Origin of the sequence: Mucilaginibacter sp. P25 (assembly GCF_050859465.1) — a bacterium.
GTDB classification, from domain to species: domain Bacteria; phylum Bacteroidota; class Bacteroidia; order Sphingobacteriales; family Sphingobacteriaceae; genus Mucilaginibacter; species Mucilaginibacter gossypii.
The window spans coordinates 3,321,156-3,337,941 of sequence record NZ_CP193937.1 but is presented as its reverse complement, the minus strand read 5'-3'; the positions used below and the strand labels follow the sequence as shown (position 1 = coordinate 3,337,941).

The following is a 16,786-nucleotide window of genomic DNA, read 5'->3' as shown; positions in this document are numbered from 1 at the left end:
ATTGGTGGTATCTTCCATATTACGCTGGCTTTCCTGCTCCAAAGCCTGTTGCTGAATTTGTAATATATCCAGGTCCTTTTCAGCCTTGTAAGCCTGGTTTTGCAGGCGGGTATTGATATTATTAAGTTCGTTTAGCTCATTACGTGCTTCGGTTTGCTGGGCGCGCAATTCGTCAACAGCCTCCTTTAAATCAGTTACCCTGCTTTGAATAGCTTGCAGGGTTTCATCTTCAGTAGCCTTTTCCTCGTTTAGGCGTTTAATGTTGTATAATACGTGGTTCAGCTGGTTTTTGTCCCGTTCTAACTCTTCAGTCAGACGCGATTCCTTATCTTGTTGAAACTTCAACTGTTCATTCTTGATCTTCTTTTCGCTTTCGTAAGCGCGGATCTTGGAAACAAACTCGTTGGTTGTTTTTTGCTGAACAGAGAGGTTTTTTCTTTGGTGATGCTATCCAGCTTTTGTTGCTGTAAAGTCGCTTCCAAAGTATCAATCTGGGCTACGATATCGCCCTTCTCGGCCTTATGCTTTAGCTCCTGCTCCTCTATCTTTTTTAATGATTCGCTGAAAGCCACGATCCTGAACGAAGCCAGCATAATGCTCAATGTTTTATACTGCTCCTTGAGACGATAGTATCGTTCAGTTTTCTTCGCCTGGTTCTCCAGCGATTTCAGGTTCTTCTCAATCTCAAACAGCAGGTCATCAACACGGGCCAAATCGGCCTCTGTCTCTTTCAGCTTACTGAAAGTTTGCTTTTTGCGGAGCTTGTATTTAGAGATGCCCGATGCTTCCTCAAACAGGTTACGGCGTGAGCCCTCCTTATTGGTGATGATCTCGTCGATCATCCGGAGCTCGATGATAGAATAGGAGTCGGAGCCGATACCCGTATCCAAAAAAGATCGGTAATATCCTTTAAACGGCACTGTACATCGTTAAGTCGGTATTCGCTTTCGCCCGTGCGGTAAAGCTTACGAGTAAGCGTTACCTGCGAATAATCGGTTGGCAGTACGTTTTTTGTATTATCAAAAGTGAGGGAAACTTCGGCAAGGTTAGCCGATTTACGGCTTTTGGTACCGTTAAAAATAACGTTATCCATTTTCTCCGAACGGAGCATCCGGGTGCTTTGCTCACCCAAAACCCAACGGATACTGTCAACAACATTTGACTTACCGCAACCGTTAGGGCCTACAATAGCGGTAACACCCTCATTAAAATTGATGGTTATTTTATCGCCGAAACTCTTGAAGCCTTTGATTTCTAAACGGGTAAGCTGCATTTAATTTATTAAGTACCTTGCAAAGTCCAAACCTCCAAAGTAATTATAAATAATTGAGTTTTGAAAGTATATTTTGATTTGAGGTGAAAGGAAAAAGGCTAAAGGTGAAAGGTTGATGTAGTTAATCATTTCGAGCGCAGCGCGGCAATCGCTTGCTTTACAGAGCAGCTATGCTTCTGTGCAATTACTTCGTCGTTCCTCCCTGCAATAACATGAGGAAGAAATCAAACCCTGATCTCCCCCTTCAGATAAGTAACCGCTTTACCGCTCATCAATACCCTATCACCTTTAAGCTCGCACCAAAGCTCGCCGCGGCGGGCCGAAAGCTGATAGGCATGGAGGCTATCTTTACCAAGGCGTTTTGCCCAATACGGGATCAGGTTACAATGTGCCGATCCGGTAACCGGGTCTTCGGGGATGCCTGCGCCGGGGGCAAAAAAGCGTGAAACAAAATCAGAGTTATCGCCAGGAGCGGTGGCTATGATCCCTACCGTATCCATTTTTGACATGGCGAAGAAATCGGGCGTAAGCTCCCTGATATCCTGCTCGGTTTCATAAACAATGAAATAATCACGCGAGCGCAAAAATGCTACCGGCTGCTTTTCACCAAGCGCTTCGGCCAATCCGTTTGGAGCCTCAATTGGGATAGGTGGCCTCGACGGAAAATCCATAGTATATTTATCGCCATCGCGCTTTACAATTAGCGTTCCGGCCTTTACGGTTTCAAAATGAATTACATCTCCCTCATATCCCAGCTCCGAAAATAGGATATGAGCAGATGCCAGGGTAGCATGCCCGCAAAGATCTATCTCATACTCGGGCGTAAACCAGCGCAATTTGTAGCCATCCCCGTTTTTCACAAAAAAAGCGGTTTCGGCAAGGTTATTTTCAATGGCTATCATTTGCATGGTAACATCGGGCAACCATTCATTAAGCGGACAAATTGCCGCCGGGTTACCGCCAAAGAGCTTATCGGTAAATGCGTCGGCCTGGTATATGGGGATGGTCATAAAAATATTGTATTTTAGCTAATATAACGAGGTGAGAGTCAAAATGCAAGAATATAAGAATCAAGATTCAAGAATACCAGAATCATGATGCAAGACTGTGAGAATCAAGATACAATACTGCAAGAATCAAGATCTTTATTAATATTTTCCCGCTTCTTAATTCTTTTCTCTTGATCCTGATCTCTTGGTTCTTATCTCTCGATTCTTTTCTCACTCGATCCATAAAACGGAATTACCCGAATTATATTGGTTAGGTTCGTAAAGTTTATTGCCCGGGTCTATCATCCATTTATCATCCACAATAAACTTGTACAGTTGCTTGCCTGGTTTCAGGTAAACACTTACCGTCCACTCTTTACCGTTAAAAGCAAGTGTGTAACCAAAATCATCAAAGTTGTTAAAACTGCCCGCTAAATGAACCTTTTTTGCATTATTGAAACCGCTTAGCTTAAACGTATAATTTGGTTTCACCGAAATATATGAATTAACAACGCCGCCCTCCATCATATTACGAGGGTTTTTGGGGTCGGTGATCCAGTTATCATCCACAACAAACTTATAGCCATAATTGCCCGGCGGAATAATTAAGGACGATGCCCAGCCCGTTTTGGTTTTGGTAAGCGGGATCAGGCCATGTTCCCAATTATTGAAGCTTCCGCCAACGTACACTTTCTTTGCATTGGTATAACCATCAAGCTTAAATACAACCGTTTCGCCAAGGTTCAGCACTGAGTTGGTATATCCATCAGCGCCCTGGATCTTATTAGGATTAGCTGGATCGGTGATCCATTTGCCATCAACCAGGAAACGATACGCCTGTGTGCCTTCGTGCAGGTAAAGCTGTTTTTGCCAGCCTTTGGGACTTTTCTCGAGAACGATATTGTTAGCGTCCCAATCATTAAAACTCGCTGCCAGTGTTATTTTATGGGCATTGGCGTATCCGTTAAGCTTAAAAGTGTAGTTATAACGAAAGTATATTGAATTATCGTCATGATCGCTCACCAGGTTGTTATAACGGTCACTGGTCCAATGGCCATCCACAATAAATTTATATTCATACTTGCCGGGTTTCAGCTTTATGTCGGCAATCCAACCGCTGTCGGTTTTGGCCATGATACCTTTAAGGGTGCTCCAGTTATTAAAGTTACCTGATAACAGTACCCTTTTACTTTGGGCATAACCGGGCAAAAAGAAACGGGTTAATCCAGATGGTAGTTCATGAACGGTGATTTTAGCAAAGTTATTGATGCCGAAGCTAACATCAGCCGGATACCCCGGCGACTCATTATCATTGTTATCTATTTTAGTAGTTATCAGGTAAGGAGTAACTTGCGGGTTCAGGTTAAGGGCCTCAAGCGGCCTGTCGAACTCTATTATATTTCCCTGTTTTTCGGCCATTGTCCAGCCGTCTTTTTTCAGAGCGGTAAAATCTCCCTTCAAAATAGCAGCGGCATTTGCACCTTTTAACCCGGCTTTTTTGAGCAAGCTATCTACCTCCGTTTTAGTCGACCGCATATCAATAAGCAGCCTTAGGTTATCGCCGCCCATAACCAGCTTACCGCGTTTTTGCGCGCTTGCAGACAAAGCCATGCAAACCATCGCAAAAAAAACAATAACTATATAGGCCCCTCTTTTCATTACTGATTATTGTAAATGTACATTTCAAATTCTTTTTTAACAAAGTTGATGGTGAATATGCCCCTTACAAAGAAATCGTAACCCAATACACCATCTATTGTGTAACCATAAGCGTTCCCCATTTTTTCGAGATTGGTGATCAGGATCCGGTTTTTCATATACTTGCGGTCGCCCACAACCAGGTTATCAAAACGGGTATAGATCACCTCGATAGAAGTACCGCCAATCCCCATAATTTTTGAGCGGCTAACTACCTCCATATCGGGCATTAGCTTTTTTGATCTCTTGTAATCGAGCAAACTGGTTTCTGCTGCGCTGTCAAAAGCGAACCAAAGCGAATTATCATTAACAGTGCCCTTCATTAAAATAACATCATTAAGCATGCGGAAAGGGCTTACCATAAACCGGTCGTAAAATACTTTCTCAGCCGGAGGGATATTGCCGTTTTCGTCAAGCTTTTGAATATATAGTGTATTACGGAACAGATCGACTGTAATGGCAAAATCTGAAAATACCCGGGTACCCAGTAATCCCAATATTTTGATCCCTTTACTGTTTTCGATAGAGGACAGATCGGTAACATCGGCCCTGAGCCTTGGATAATGTAGGTCAAGGATGTTAAAATTACGGATATAAGTAGTAAAAGAACTGCCGGCAACGCCGTTGATTCCTGCAGATTCCTGCTCAGCTACGTGTGGCAGATCCCTAAAATAGGTTTCATTTAAAACCAGATACGGCGCGCCGGTATCCAGCACAAAATTACCTTCAAGGGTATCGATCTGGGCTTCAATAACAATCAGGTTACCAGCTCGTTTTATGGGGATGACCAAGGTTTTAAAATCGCCGGTTGGTGAAGGATCCGGGTCTGATTGTACGTTTTTAAAGGTGATGCCATTAATGGTCGTTTTCCCGCTTCCCGCTGCACCCAAACAGCAGAAAGTTAAAAAAGCGATCAATAAGTAAACCCTGAACATGGTATTAAGTATATACCTATCAGACCCTCGTTTTACACTTTAAGTTACACCTCCCGGCATTTAAATAATGTGATTAATATAGCCGTGCCTGATCAGATCATCAGGGCTGTTGATGGCTTTGGTGCTCCCGTCGGTAATTAGTACTATTCTATCGGCCACGTCAAGGATATTATAATACTGATGGTCGGTAACAATGATACCTTTTACCTTAGCGCATTTACGAATGATACCCTTAAACATTTCCGCCTGCACCGGCGAAACATGAGTAAATGGCTCATCGAGCAATATAAAATCTGCCCGGCTGTAAATACACATCAGGGTTTCCAATTGCCTGAGTTCTCCGCCGGATAGCTGGCCGGGCTTTTTGTGATGATGATCCTGGTAAATTGACAATGAGGTAAATTCATCAGTAAATTGAGGGTCGATAATGGTACCAGCAAGGCTTTGGATCTTTATACTTTGCGGCAGATAATTGTGCTGGGGCAAATAAGCTACCCGACCATCGTCATAACCTTTATAAATGTGTTCATCGTCGATGCTTACGTGCTTGTAAGTTGGCTTCAGGCTACCGAAAATAACCCGCAGCAGCGATGACTTGCCACAGCCGTTGCGGCCAAGCAAACCTACCACCTCGCCCTGGCGGCAATCGAGATAAATATCCTGTAAAATTTTGCGTCCATCAAACTCGAGGTGAACGCTGTCGGTTTTTAAAATATACTGACCCAATATTTTACCAGTTTTAAGAGTGATAGCAGTATTCCGTAGGCCAGGGCATCGCACGTAAGGGCGTACAGGTATAACTTGTCGATCCCGTAACCTGCATTACGGAAGTAGAAGAAGGTTTTAGTTGAGTTGTAATTATAATACCGGAAGCCGATAATTAAACCATAACTCATTATTTTAAAAATGTATGATTCTACAATATTAACCTCTCCGCGAAACAAATAGTAGATGCAGATCATGTTGATGGTCATGCACCATAACAACATCGACTTATAAAAATACCAGGTGATTTTTATGGTGTTACGCATTCAGCTAATCATGACAGGTGAGCTAAAATAACGCAGGTTGTGGCTTAAAATTTTCCTCGCAGGCAATTCTATTTTGTTCGCCCGCTGGCTCTCCTGGCGAACAGGTTCGGAGATGCGGTAACTGCAGACACAGTTTTTGATGAGCCCGGCACTTTACTCCACACTGAGGCGTTGTTCCAGTGATCTGTAAAACAGGACATACTCATTTTTATGTTTACGTCCACGCTTACTTTAGCGTTGCTATGTAAGCGCGGACGCTTGAGGGCAATTGCATATCCCCCTTGCTCACAAACCTTATTCAACCCGCTCCTTTAGCGCTGCTTCCCAGCCTATTATTGCGTTTTTACGGGTACTGCCCCAATGATACTGGCCGATTTCGCCGGTTGATTTGATTACCCGGTGGCAGGGGATCAGGAATGCTACGGGGTTACTACCCACCGCTGAGCCGACTGCTCGGTAAGCATTTTCGCTGCCTGCTTTTTTGGCAAGTGAGCCATAAGAGGTTAATCCGCCGGGAGGTACTTTCAATAACGTCTCCCACACTTTGATCTGGAAATCGGTCCCTTTTAAATGCAGCTTGATCTCGTCCAAACGGCTCCAATCCTGCGTAAAAATAAATAAAGCGTTCTGCTGGATCCTGTCAACTAACTGGTTGAATACCGCGTTAGGAAAACTTATCTTCAGTTGCTCCAATGCTTTCTCTTCGCCCTCATCAACAAACGCCATGTGGCAAATCCCTTTAGCAGTGGATGCTACGATCACCTTACCAAAAGGTGTATCTGCAAACGAATAGTTGATATGCAGCATGGCTCCGCCGTTACGGTATTCGCCGGGGGTCATACCTTCTACCTTAATAAAAAGGTCATGCAGCCGGCCACCTCCCGAAAGACCTGTTTGCAGCGCGGTATTAAAAACATTCGCGTCTTCATGTTTCAAGATTTCCTTGGCATGCTCCACACTCAAATACTGCAGGAATTGTTTTGGGGTTACCCCTGCCCAATCCTTAAACATCCGTTGAAAATGAAAGGGGCTTAAATTAACATGTTCCGCAACTTCGTCCAGTTTAGGCTGTGCCTTAAAATTCTCCCTGAAAAAGCCAATCGCGTCTGCTATGCGGGTATAATCTATCTCTTGTTGAGTTTTCATAAAGCCTTTTTTTAAATAAATTCAATTGTGTTTTTTGTATTTACAACACAAAGGTACCGGCCTCGTCTCTGCTCAACAATCCGATTCTTGCGGAGTTTTCAGGCGATATGCTCTTCGATTATCTTGCTTAAAACTACCGCATTATTTAATTTCAGCTCCTTTGAAGAAAACACCAGCGTCACTATTTTATGCTGCCTGATATAATCTACCAATTCATCCAAAGCCTTTGCACCCTCAGTTTCAGTGCGGTATTTTTGGTTAAAGGCTTCAAATTTCTCAGGATCATGGTTGTACCATTTTCTTAGTTCGTTAGATGGAGCTACATCTTTAAACCACTTGTCAATCCGTTGGTCTTCCTTTTTTATCCCCCGCGGCCAAAGGCGGTCCACCAAAACCCTAACGCCATCTGCCTCGGTATAAGGTTCATAAACCCGTTTAAGTTTAATCTTCATGATAATGTATTTTAATACTTTTTCTTCGATGGAACCGACAGTATAAATTCCGCAAGAATCGGATTGCCCACCAATCTTCCTAACGATAGTTTTGATACTATTCAAAATAACAAAAATGACACCGGAACAAACACTTAAAGATCGCATCAAAAATCTTGATTGGGATCAAATTAATAAAACATTACATGACAACGGTTTTGCAATTGTTAAACAGGTTTTAGGTGAACGCTACTGCGATACATTGATCAGCTATTATGACGCAGATGCTTACCGTAAAACCGTCATCATGGAGCGCTACAGATTTGGATACGGCGAATACAAATACTATAAATACCCGCTTCCTGCAATTATAACCGATTTAAGGGAGAGCGTTTATCCGTACATCGTACCTGTGGCCAATAAATGGATGAATGAACTTGGTTTTGACAAACAATTCCCCGGCACCCATGAAGAAATGAAACAGTTAAGCCATGAAGCCGGGCAAACCAAACCCACAGCCCTGATATTGCAATACACAGAAGGCGGATTTAACACCCTGCACCAGGACCTTTACGGCGAGGTATATTTCCCCATCCAAATGGTTTTCATGCTCGATCAACACAACAGAGATTATACCGGCGGCGAATTTGTAATCACCGAGAAAATTCCGCGGGCGCAATCAAAAGTTAATGTACTTACCCCTGGCATGGGTGATATGGTTTTATTTACCACTAACTTTAGGCCAGTAAAGGGAAGTAAAGGTTATTACAGGGTAAATATGAAGCACGGCGTAAGCCCGGTTCACAGCGGTAAGCGCCATAGCCTGGGCATTATATTTCATGACGCGCTGTCTTAAACAGATTGATGTGACTTTGATCCTGACCATTGAAAACAACGTATAACATGTTGCAGAACCGTGTAAATCCATTTGGACAACTTATTAAAACAACAGCGCGGGGTGCCTGGCTTGGTAACCGGGGCGTAATCCATAATGAGGACAAGGAAATTGTACGCGCTTTCAAAATTAAAGCCTGGATAACCTGCGCTTTGGAGTTCAGGGGCCGACACCGGGAAATCATGCAGCCCGACCGCTGGACTGAACTCTTCTTCCTTGATGAAGCCACGGCATTTTCAGCAGGGCACCGGCCTTGTTTTCAATGCAGGTATAGGGATCATCATCGGTTTAAAGAGTTTTGGCTAAAAGGCAACCCTCAATACGGTTTTGACATGAAAACAACGGTAGCCAAAATAGACGACATTTTGCAGGCAGAGCGCATTACAGCTGATAAGTCAAAAGTTACCTATCAAGAAAAACTAAAAGCCCTGCCCAACGGCACATTTGTAATTTATGATGGCAAATCACATTTACTCAAAGATAACCAGTTGTATTTATGGAGCCCTGCCGGATACCTAAAAGGAATAAGGCTGCCCAATGTGGATATAATCACAGTACTAACTCCCCGGTCAATTGTGAACATGTTCAGTGCGGGGTATGTGCCTCAAATAGGGATTTATTAAATATTTTTTAGCGGCCTGCCATAATCTCGGGGAGTAAATAATTTCCAATGCCCCTCAGAAATAACCTCAACGGCTACGTCAGTCACTTTAATTGCGGTTTGATCGTCAATAGCGTATGATGGTACTGGTATGGAAGCAACCAGTTTCTCAATATTGTCCAGCGAATTATTCGGGAACCACTCATGATCCAAATGCGGGTGGATAGCAAAGTCAACAAAACTTAATGACTTATCGCTATCAGCCGGCAGGATATGGTTGCCATAGGTAGTACCAAAGCAGGTCATGATCATACTACCGGCACTCAAGCCAACATATACCATCTTTTGTAAAAGCGAGGGCAGCAGATCCGCCAGCCCGGATTGCTGCATCCAATAGGTCAGGTACTGGCAGTCGCCGCCACCTACCAATAAAGCATCTATTTCCCGGAGCATGTCAACCCATAACTCTTTTTTGATACTGGGTAAGGCGGTAAGTTCCAATAAGCCCAGCGACTTCCAACCCAATTGGCAAAAGGGATCACCTAAGGACCCGCAAATAACCCTTCGTACTATGTCGCCGCCATTGGGTATGGCGTATATCGCGGTAGGGATAAAAAGGGCGTTCGCTTCGGCAACCGGTTTACCCAACAGCTCTACCAAAGCATTTTGAATACTCATGTTGCTAATTCCGGCAGACGTAAGAAGTAGTTTCATAATTTGTTGGATTATAATCAATGTTAATAAAAACGCTGAATTAAATTCATAAAATATCCAAAACTCCCCTCCATCCATTCAATTACCCCGTTCGTCGGTACAAAATTTCAGATTAAAAACTCAGGGCTACCTTTACAGCATCAAATAATAATTTGATCAGTGATAAGGTTTAGGTGACAGCCCCCAAGCAGCGAGTGCCAGGGGGCTTTCTTATATAATCTACGCATCCCTATTTTAGGTAAAACACGCCACTCCCCCGTCTCGTCTATACAATTTCCCGGTTCACCGACACATGGTTGTTAAAACTCCCGCTCATCTTCACCTTTGATTTATAATTCAGAAGCAGGGACACTGAATTATAGTTTTTTTCGTATAAGATGAAGCACCTGTGCAATGTACAGGTGCTTTTTTTAAATTAGATGCTAAAATATTTGCCAGCCAGTAGCTCCGGCATTGATGAATAAAAGAATCTTAAAATAAAATGATCCGCTCAAAAGCAACCACTTTTTTCATTCATGCTGCAGGCTGGCTTGTGTTTTTAGGGTTCCCGCTATTATTCATGAACCGCACACAGCAAAGCAGCGCCGGCACCTATGCCGTCCTGTTTTCGCCTTACTACTGGCTGTTTTGTCTCACCTATATATTTATGTTTTACCTGAACGCCTGGTACCTGGTGCCAAAGTTCGTGTTCCGTAAAAGATATCTCTGGTATGGGATTATTGTGCTATTACTTTCAGGCTGTGTTTACTTTTTGCAGCCTTTTGATAACCTGCTTCTTCACAATCTCATTAAAGGGAATAAACCAGTTGCAACAACAGCCCCCAATCCGCAGCCTATAGGACCACAAATTACGCCAACGGGAATTGACAGCTCAGCACCTGATCAGCAAAATATGCCTTTTGGCCCGTTGCCGCATGAGGATCTGCGGATGCAGGACCCCAGCCTTAAACCCACCAACCGAATTATCTTCATTCATCAATCCGGTAATATTGATATGGTAGGCTTATTTATTTTTATCATTGTGATGGGGCTGAGCGTTGCCATTGCCACGGTTCAAAAATGGCAGCTTACCGAGCAGATGGTTACCCGTGCCGAGGCCGAAAAAGCCCATGCCGAACTCTCTTTTCTTAAAGCCCAGATCAATCCTCATTTTTTATTCAACACGCTGAATAATATTTATGCCTTATCGGTTACCAATAGCGAGCATACTTCCGAGAGCATCATGAAACTCTCTAACATCATGCGCTATGTAACCGATGAGGTAACGGAGGATTTTGTTTTGCTGCAAAATGAAATTGATTGTATCAATGATTATATCGATCTGCAACGCCTGCGCCTCGGCAAAAAAACAAAGCTCGATTTTGAAGTTTCGGGCAAGATTGACAATCAAAAAATTCCGCCCCTGATACTGATGACCTTTATTGAAAACGTTTTTAAATATGGCGTAAGTAAACACCAGCCATCAGTTATTGATATTTGCTTAAGGGTAAACGGCAACCAAATGCTGTTCATCTGTAAAAATACCATTTTCGAAAAACGACCTGCCACCGAACGGAAAGGGATCGGCATTGCCAATAACCGCCAGCGCCTGCAACATATTTATCCTAACAAACACCGGCTTGACATTAGCGTGGCCGATGGTAATTACATTGTTGAACTGGAGATTAACGCTTAAACTGTTTATTATGCAATTAAAATGTGTAGCCATTGATGATGAGCCGCTGGCCCTCCAAATAATTGAAAAATATGTAGCCGAATATCCCGCGCTAACATTGGTTAATACTTTTGAGGATGCCATATCGGGCGGGGAATACCTGAAAATGAACAAGGTGGATGTGCTGTTCATAGATATTAACATGCCTGATATTACCGGTATCGACCTGGTAAAATCATTGACTGATAAGCCAATGATTATTTTTACCACTGCCTACAAAAATTATGCGTATGAAGGTTACGAACTGGAAGCGGTTGATTACCTGCTGAAACCGATCAATAACCTGCGCTTTGGCACAGCGGTTCAAAAGGCAATTGGCTATTACCAGTACAAACATACCGATACCCCAAATGAAAGCGATTTTCTGTATGTGCATTCAGAATACAGACTGATCAAGATCAACATTAAAGACATTGAATACATTGAAAGCATGCAGGATTACATCAAGATCCATATGCTGGGCGTAGCCAAACCCATACTGACACTGATGCCCCTGAAAAGTGCAATTGAAAAACTGCCTGCATCAAAATTTATCCGCATCCACCGCAGCTTCGTGGTAGCGCGTGAACAGATTAGGTCTATCCACAACCGCAAGGTAAAACTAACCAACGTAGAGCTTCCTGTAGGTACAAACTATACCGATTTTATCAAAGACTGGCACAAATAATCAATTCATCGGCACATTAAAGGCGTTGAACGACACATTATTTTACAGCCCCTTAAATAGCCTCAACTTTATATTATTAAAATTGATACTAATCCCTAAAGTCATGAAAACAGCAGGCGATAAAAAAACCATCTTAGTACTTGATAAAAACAGCCGGATGTTATCGGTAATTGATGACATTATGTACTATGGTGATTTTAATGTGCATTTAACTTTTGACCCTAATGCTATATATGATAAAGCTAAAATGATTAATCCGGATTTGATCATTTTGGATTATTTGTTGTTAGATAATGATTGTGAACTGGTTTGCCGGGACTTTAAGGACGATAAGCAGCTGTGCAATGTACCTATCATTATTGTAACCGCTTTTAAAACAAAAAAAGCACAGGCCGACTCCTATAAATGCGATGCCTTGTTTGTAAAACCGCTGGATATGGAAGTGCTTGCATCAAGGATAGAATACCTGATGGCATCCTGAAGCCGGTTTTGTAAACTCATATAAACCTGCTAAGTTTAGCTTTTATTAATTAAACAAACCTGTACTTATAAAATGAAACTCAAAAGCAACATAGCCACCAGCGAAAACGGGTTTATTTTTAACCCTGCCACCGGCGATTCATTTTCCGGCAACGGTATGGCGGCACAACTGCTTGAGGCTATGAAAAGCGGCAAAACCGAAGATGATATTAAGCAGGATATTCTGAGCAGATACGAGGTGAGCGAAAGCCAGCTTAACAGCGATTGGGATAATTGGATGCTGCAGCTAAAAGAAGCAAACCTGCTCGAAATTTAAGGATGATGGCAAACAAGTACGCTAATTTATGTATTGCTGTTACCGGGCTTAATGCAAACGACAATCCAGGGCCGGGGATGGCAGTCATCCGTTGTTTAAAAGAGTGTTTTAGAGATGGTTTGCGAATAATTGGCCTGTCGTACGAATCGCTGGAGCCCGGAATTTACCTGCGGGATCAGGTAAACAAAACTTACCAGCTCCCCTATCCAACCGAAGGTACGGCAGCCCTTGTTGAACGTTTGGCATATATAAACGGACAGGAAAAGCTTGATCTCATTATCCCCAACTTTGATTCCGAGCTGTTCAATTTTATAAAGATAGCGCCGCAATTGCAGCAAATGGGCATAGCAACTTATCTCCCAACACACCAGCAACTGGCGTTAAGAGATAAGGTGAACCTAAAAAATTTCGGCACAAAAAATGGCTTTTATGTGCCCGCCGATCATAAGCTTTACACAACCGATGATATTAAAAAAGCGGCTGATGAGTTCAACTTTCCTATGGTAATAAAAGGTAAGTTTTATGATGCTTATGTTGTGTACACGATGGATCAGGCATTGAAAGCCTTTCATCAATTGTATGCAGCCTGGGGCGTACCGATAATAGCGCAGCAATACATCAAGGGCAACGAAATCAACATCTCAGCCCTTGGGGATGGTAATGGCTACAATATCAGTTTGGTGGCTATGCGCAAGCTTTATATTACCGATAAAGGGAAAGCCTGGGCGGGTGTTACCATTAAAGATGACAAGCTTACCCAACTGGCCGACAACTTTGCCCGCGCAAGCAACTGGAAAGGGGGCTACGAAATAGAGGTCATGAGCGATGCAGAAGGGCATTTATACATATTGGAAATTAACCCCCGGTTTCCGGCATGGGTTTATTTAACTGCCGCCGCAGGCCAAAACCAGCCTGTGGCATTAGCTAAAATAGCGATGGGTGAAGGCGTTGAGCCTTATGCCGATTACCAGGCCGGCAAACTGTTTGTCCGGTATTCGTGGGACCATATCGCCGACATCGCCGATTTTCAGCAGATCTCGGCGTTTGGCGAATTATAATTTATAACGATGGAAAAGCTGCCATACGAGAAACCATATATAAAAAAACTACAGGCCGGTGCCCTTAACAAATTCGGCTCCCGCACTGGTTTGCAGCCCTTTAAAAGTATCGATGGCGTTTCGGTTAAAAGCCTGATCGAAAACTACGGTTCGCCGGTGTTCGTATTGTCCGAAAAACAGATCCGCAAAAACTACCGGGCTGCATACCGCGCTTTTAGCACCCGCTACCCAAAAGTACAATTTGCATGGAGCTACAAAACCAATTACCTCAACGCCGTTTGTCAGATTTTTCACCAGGAAGGCAGTTGGGCCGAGGTAGTTTCGGGCTTTGAATATCGTAAAGCTTTAGGTAATGGCGTACCTGGCAACAAGATCATTTTTAACGGACCGGGCAAGTCCATCAATGATTTACAGCTGGCCATCGAACATGATTCGCTGATCCATATTGATCATTTCGATGAGCTTAACCTACTGCTTACATTAAGTAAAAACCTGGTCAATAAACCGCGTGTGGCCATTCGTATAAATATGGATACCGGCGTTTACCCACTTTGGGACCGCTTTGGTTTTAACTATGAAAATGGAGAAGCCTGGTCGGCAGTTACAAAGATCACAGGCTCGGGAAGTCTGCAATTGGTGGGCTTGCATTGCCATATCGGTACCTATATGCTCTCTGCCGATGCTTATGGTATAGCGGCTAATAAACTGGCCGAACTGGCTGTTCGCTGCCAGACCGAGCTTAATCATAAAATAGAATATCTTGATCTGGGAGGCGGCTTCCCCTCAACCAATACATTGAAAGGTGCTTACCTGCCGGGAAATGATACCGTGCCGACGATTGATGACTTTGCTGAAGTCATAACTTCGGCTTTGCTCAATTTTGGCTTTGCCAATGATGATCTGCCGCTGCTGATATTGGAAAGTGGGCGTGTTTTGATAGATGATGCCGGTTACCTGCTGGGCACTGTTATCGCCAACAAACGTTTAGCCAATGGCAAAGGCGCCGCCATTGTTGATTTTGGGGTCAATATCCTGTTTACATCTTTTTGGTATGAACACCAGGTAAGCCCAGCCCAGGATTTTGCTGCACATACCGAAAACATGGTGATATACGGACCGCTTTGCATGAACATTGATGTGATCAGGGAAAGCATTAACCTGCCCCTACTAAATCCCGGCGACCAGGTAGTAGTGCACAAGGTTGGCGCTTACAACATGACCCAATGGATGCAATTCATCACTTTAAGGCCTGCTGTTGTGTTGATAGACGAGAAGTTGCGTACGCATCTCATCCGCAAAAACGAAACATTGGAATATACTGCCGAACCAGAGTTAGTACCCGCTCATTTAAATAACAACAAGTGAAGCAAATTCCAGCATTCATAAAAACCGTCATCAATTCCTATTCGGTTTTGTTTTTTTCTCAAAACCGGGTATTAGGGATTATTTTGCTGCTGGTATCATTTTTCAATCCGGTATCCGGCTTTGCAGGGTTGAGTTGTGTCATTTTCTCTTTGCTGATAACAAAATTGTTAAAACAGGATAACGAAGATTACCGGGTAGGAATTTACAGCTTTAACTGTTTATTATTAGGGATAGCATTTGGTGCTTTTTTCCAGGTTAATCTCATGTTTGTGACCTGGCTGGCGGTTGCCTGTTGCCTGGTAGTGCTTGCTACCATTATCATGTCAAAGCGCATGGGTAAACCGGGTTTACCTATACTTTCACTGCCGTTTATCCTGGTTTTCTGGCTTGTACTGCTGGCATCCAACAGCATCTTCAACACTGGATTATCACAAAAAAGCAGCTCCCTGCTCGAAGAAATTTACACCGGCCCGGGTAACCTGGCCGGCGCCGAAGGTTATCTTGCCACAACATTGCCAAAACTGATGAGCTTATTTTTCCGTTCATTGAGCGCAATTCTGTTTCAGCATAATATCATAGCCGGAATGCTTATTGCTATGGGGATACTTGTACATTCGCGCATTGCATTCAGCCTGCTTATCATTAGTTTTTTAACGGCCTGCGGGTTTAACAACATCACACATACCTACCCCGAGGGCATCAGCTATTACCACCTGGGTGCTAATTTAATGATGGCCTCAATGGCTATAAGCAGTTTTTTCACTATCCCATCGTTACGCTCTTACCTACTGGCAATTCTTTGCATCCCCTTGGGTTTCATACTCATTAATGCCCTTACCACACTCATGGCCTTGCATGCGCTGCCTGTTTTTTCGTTACCGTTTTGCGTGCTTAATATCAGCCTGCTCTATTTTTTAAAGTTAACCGGTCATCACCCCAAATTGCAGTTAACCATAGCACAGCATTACTCGCCCGAAAAAATCTTTACCATGTTTTAAACCTGCAAAACAGGCTGAACGATCTGAAATACATGAGGCTCAATTTGCCGTTTATGGGCTATTGGACGGTTTCGCAGGGTTATAATGGTAGCATTACCCACAAAGGCGAATGGGGCCAGGCGCTTGATTTTGTGATTACGGATGATGAACAAAAAACATTTCAGCATCCCGGTACCCTTCCTGAACATTTTTATTGTTTCAATAAGCCGGTACTGGCCTGCGGCGATGGCGTTGTAGAACTGGTTGTAAACCATGTAGAAGATAATGATATTGGCGAAGAAAACCTGAAAGAAAACTGGGGCAATACGGTAGTGGTCCGTCATGCCGCGGGGCTTTATTCCAAACTATCCCACCTCAAAAAAACTCGATAAAAGTTAAACCTGGCGATGTTGTAAAACAAGGCGACCTGCTGGGGTTTTGCGGTAATTCGGGTCGCTCGCCAGAGCCGCATTTGCATTTCCAGTTGCAGGCTACC

At 43.4% G+C, this 16,786-nt stretch carries 20 protein-coding genes and 1 pseudogene; 11 read left to right on the top strand and 10 right to left on the bottom strand.

Going from position 1 to position 16,786, the window contains the following annotated elements; all coding sequences use genetic code 11:
- Positions 1 to 341: 341 nt before the first annotated feature.
- The 9 genes from ACRQ5D_RS16895 to ACRQ5D_RS16855 all read right to left on the bottom strand — a co-directional run bounded on the left by ACRQ5D_RS16895 (position 342) and on the right by ACRQ5D_RS16855 (position 7,524).
- Positions 342 to 890 carry a hypothetical protein gene (locus ACRQ5D_RS16895; RefSeq protein WP_431200046.1) on the bottom strand — a complete coding sequence of 183 codons (549 nt, stop codon included), beginning with the start codon at positions 888 to 890 and terminating at the stop codon, positions 342 to 344.
- Entirely contained in the window at positions 839 to 1,273 is a 435-nt protein-coding gene (locus ACRQ5D_RS16890; protein ID WP_431200045.1) for an AAA family ATPase, read from the bottom strand. Before ACRQ5D_RS16890 ends, ACRQ5D_RS16895 begins: the two co-directional genes overlap by 52 nt.
- Positions 1,274 to 1,497: 224 nt before the next feature.
- A complete protein-coding gene (locus tag ACRQ5D_RS16885) occupies positions 1,498 to 2,283 on the bottom strand; it encodes a PhzF family phenazine biosynthesis protein (protein WP_091163018.1) in 786 nt (261 codons plus the stop codon).
- Positions 2,284 to 2,493: 210 nt separating this feature from the next.
- On the bottom strand, positions 2,494 to 3,921 hold the full coding sequence (locus tag ACRQ5D_RS16880; RefSeq protein WP_091163017.1) for a hypothetical protein: 1,428 nt from the start codon (positions 3,919 to 3,921) through the stop codon (positions 2,494 to 2,496).
- Entirely contained in the window at positions 3,921 to 4,895 is a 975-nt protein-coding gene (locus ACRQ5D_RS16875) for an aspartyl protease family protein (RefSeq protein ID WP_432329635.1), read from the bottom strand. The genes ACRQ5D_RS16880 and ACRQ5D_RS16875 overlap by 1 nt, the downstream gene beginning before the upstream one ends.
- A gap of 60 nt (positions 4,896 to 4,955) precedes the next feature.
- Positions 4,956 to 5,621 (bottom strand): ATP-binding cassette domain-containing protein, encoded by a 666-nt coding sequence (locus tag ACRQ5D_RS16870; protein WP_176844366.1) that lies wholly within the window; start codon positions 5,619 to 5,621, stop codon positions 4,956 to 4,958.
- Positions 5,603 to 5,926, bottom strand: coding sequence for a hypothetical protein (locus ACRQ5D_RS16865; protein WP_129569333.1), 324 nt, complete (start codon positions 5,924 to 5,926; stop codon positions 5,603 to 5,605). Before ACRQ5D_RS16865 ends, ACRQ5D_RS16870 begins: the two co-directional genes overlap by 19 nt.
- A gap of 294 nt (positions 5,927 to 6,220) precedes the next feature.
- Entirely contained in the window at positions 6,221 to 7,072 is an 852-nt protein-coding gene (locus ACRQ5D_RS16860) for a methylated-DNA--[protein]-cysteine S-methyltransferase (RefSeq protein ID WP_091163014.1), read from the bottom strand.
- A 98-nt stretch (positions 7,073 to 7,170) separates the two neighbouring features.
- Positions 7,171 to 7,524: a DUF488 domain-containing protein gene (locus ACRQ5D_RS16855; RefSeq protein ID WP_218134348.1), complete on the bottom strand. Its 354-nt coding sequence runs from the start codon at positions 7,522 to 7,524 to the stop codon at positions 7,171 to 7,173.
- Between the two features lie 115 nt (positions 7,525 to 7,639).
- On the opposite strand from ACRQ5D_RS16855, the gene ACRQ5D_RS16850 reads away from it, so the two are divergent.
- Together ACRQ5D_RS16850 and ACRQ5D_RS16845 are read left to right on the top strand one after the other, a co-directional pair.
- The gene (locus ACRQ5D_RS16850; RefSeq protein WP_091163013.1) at positions 7,640 to 8,359 is read left to right on the top strand and encodes a 2OG-Fe(II) oxygenase; all 720 of its coding nucleotides are present in this window, start codon (positions 7,640 to 7,642) and stop codon (positions 8,357 to 8,359) included.
- Positions 8,360 to 8,406: 47 nt separating this feature from the next.
- Positions 8,407 to 9,021, top strand: a complete 615-nt coding sequence (locus ACRQ5D_RS16845) for a hypothetical protein (protein WP_091163012.1) — start codon at positions 8,407 to 8,409, stop codon at positions 9,019 to 9,021.
- Here ACRQ5D_RS16845 and ACRQ5D_RS16840 read toward each other — a convergent pair.
- Positions 9,018 to 9,713, bottom strand: coding sequence for a Type 1 glutamine amidotransferase-like domain-containing protein (locus ACRQ5D_RS16840; RefSeq protein WP_091163482.1), 696 nt, complete (start codon positions 9,711 to 9,713; stop codon positions 9,018 to 9,020). The genes ACRQ5D_RS16845 and ACRQ5D_RS16840 overlap by 4 nt on opposite strands.
- A 481-nt stretch (positions 9,714 to 10,194) precedes the next feature.
- Here ACRQ5D_RS16840 and ACRQ5D_RS16835 point away from each other — a divergent pair, with 481 nt between their 5' ends.
- From ACRQ5D_RS16835 to ACRQ5D_RS16795, 9 genes and pseudogenes are all read left to right on the top strand, one after another.
- Positions 10,195 to 11,388 (top strand): sensor histidine kinase, encoded by a 1,194-nt coding sequence (locus ACRQ5D_RS16835; RefSeq protein ID WP_091163011.1) that lies wholly within the window; start codon positions 10,195 to 10,197, stop codon positions 11,386 to 11,388.
- Positions 11,389 to 11,398: 10 nt separating this feature from the next.
- A complete protein-coding gene (locus ACRQ5D_RS16830) occupies positions 11,399 to 12,094 on the top strand; it encodes a LytR/AlgR family response regulator transcription factor (RefSeq protein ID WP_091163480.1) in 696 nt (231 codons plus the stop codon).
- Between the two features lie 103 nt (positions 12,095 to 12,197).
- On the top strand, positions 12,198 to 12,575 hold the full coding sequence (locus ACRQ5D_RS16825) for a response regulator (RefSeq protein WP_091163010.1): 378 nt from the start codon (positions 12,198 to 12,200) through the stop codon (positions 12,573 to 12,575).
- A gap of 72 nt (positions 12,576 to 12,647) precedes the next feature.
- Complete coding sequence (locus tag ACRQ5D_RS16820) at positions 12,648 to 12,890, top strand: PqqD family protein (RefSeq protein ID WP_091163009.1); 243 nt, start codon at positions 12,648 to 12,650, stop codon at positions 12,888 to 12,890.
- A gap of 2 nt (positions 12,891 to 12,892) precedes the next feature.
- Entirely contained in the window at positions 12,893 to 13,948 is a 1,056-nt protein-coding gene (locus ACRQ5D_RS16815; protein WP_091163008.1) for an ATP-grasp domain-containing protein, read from the top strand.
- Positions 13,949 to 13,957: 9 nt separating this feature from the next.
- Positions 13,958 to 15,313, top strand: a complete 1,356-nt coding sequence (locus tag ACRQ5D_RS16810; protein ID WP_091163007.1) for a diaminopimelate decarboxylase — start codon at positions 13,958 to 13,960, stop codon at positions 15,311 to 15,313.
- Entirely contained in the window at positions 15,310 to 16,311 is a 1,002-nt protein-coding gene (locus ACRQ5D_RS16805) for an urea transporter (protein WP_432329631.1), read from the top strand. Before ACRQ5D_RS16810 ends, ACRQ5D_RS16805 begins: the two co-directional genes overlap by 4 nt.
- A 32-nt stretch (positions 16,312 to 16,343) precedes the next feature.
- Positions 16,344 to 16,682, top strand: a complete 339-nt coding sequence (locus ACRQ5D_RS16800) for a hypothetical protein (RefSeq protein ID WP_432329629.1) — start codon at positions 16,344 to 16,346, stop codon at positions 16,680 to 16,682.
- Positions 16,658 to 16,729: pseudogene (locus tag ACRQ5D_RS16795) on the top strand (hypothetical protein); the annotation flags it as partial. The gene ACRQ5D_RS16800 and the pseudogene ACRQ5D_RS16795, both read left to right, overlap by 25 nt.
- Positions 16,730 to 16,786 lie beyond the last annotated feature (57 nt).

Bases quoted from the DNA above. Each gene is read 5' to 3' on its own strand.
- ACRQ5D_RS16890 (WP_431200045.1), bottom strand. From the start codon at position 1,273: ATGCAGCTTACCCGTTTAGAAATCAAAGGCTTCAAGAGTTTCGGCGAT.
- ACRQ5D_RS16885 (WP_091163018.1), bottom strand. From the start codon at position 2,283: ATGACCATCCCCATATACCAGGCCGACGCATTTACCGATAAGCTCTTT.
- ACRQ5D_RS16880 (WP_091163017.1), bottom strand. From the start codon at position 3,921: ATGAAAAGAGGGGCCTATATAGTTATTGTTTTTTTTGCGATGGTTTGC.
- ACRQ5D_RS16875 (WP_432329635.1), bottom strand. From the start codon at position 4,895: ATGTTCAGGGTTTACTTATTGATCGCTTTTTTAACTTTCTGCTGTTTG.
- ACRQ5D_RS16865 (WP_129569333.1), bottom strand. From the start codon at position 5,926: ATGCGTAACACCATAAAAATCACCTGGTATTTTTATAAGTCGATGTTG.
- ACRQ5D_RS16860 (WP_091163014.1), bottom strand. From the start codon at position 7,072: ATGAAAACTCAACAAGAGATAGATTATACCCGCATAGCAGACGCGATT.
- ACRQ5D_RS16855 (WP_218134348.1), bottom strand. From the start codon at position 7,524: ATGAAGATTAAACTTAAACGGGTTTATGAACCTTATACCGAGGCAGAT.
- ACRQ5D_RS16850 (WP_091163013.1), top strand. From the start codon at position 7,640: ATGACACCGGAACAAACACTTAAAGATCGCATCAAAAATCTTGATTGG.
- ACRQ5D_RS16845 (WP_091163012.1), top strand. From the start codon at position 8,407: ATGTTGCAGAACCGTGTAAATCCATTTGGACAACTTATTAAAACAACA.
- ACRQ5D_RS16840 (WP_091163482.1), bottom strand. From the start codon at position 9,713: ATGAAACTACTTCTTACGTCTGCCGGAATTAGCAACATGAGTATTCAA.
- ACRQ5D_RS16835 (WP_091163011.1), top strand. From the start codon at position 10,195: ATGATCCGCTCAAAAGCAACCACTTTTTTCATTCATGCTGCAGGCTGG.
- ACRQ5D_RS16830 (WP_091163480.1), top strand. From the start codon at position 11,399: ATGCAATTAAAATGTGTAGCCATTGATGATGAGCCGCTGGCCCTCCAA.
- ACRQ5D_RS16825 (WP_091163010.1), top strand. From the start codon at position 12,198: ATGAAAACAGCAGGCGATAAAAAAACCATCTTAGTACTTGATAAAAAC.
- ACRQ5D_RS16820 (WP_091163009.1), top strand. From the start codon at position 12,648: ATGAAACTCAAAAGCAACATAGCCACCAGCGAAAACGGGTTTATTTTT.
- ACRQ5D_RS16815 (WP_091163008.1), top strand. From the start codon at position 12,893: ATGATGGCAAACAAGTACGCTAATTTATGTATTGCTGTTACCGGGCTT.
- ACRQ5D_RS16810 (WP_091163007.1), top strand. From the start codon at position 13,958: ATGGAAAAGCTGCCATACGAGAAACCATATATAAAAAAACTACAGGCC.
- ACRQ5D_RS16800 (WP_432329629.1), top strand. From the start codon at position 16,344: ATGAGGCTCAATTTGCCGTTTATGGGCTATTGGACGGTTTCGCAGGGT.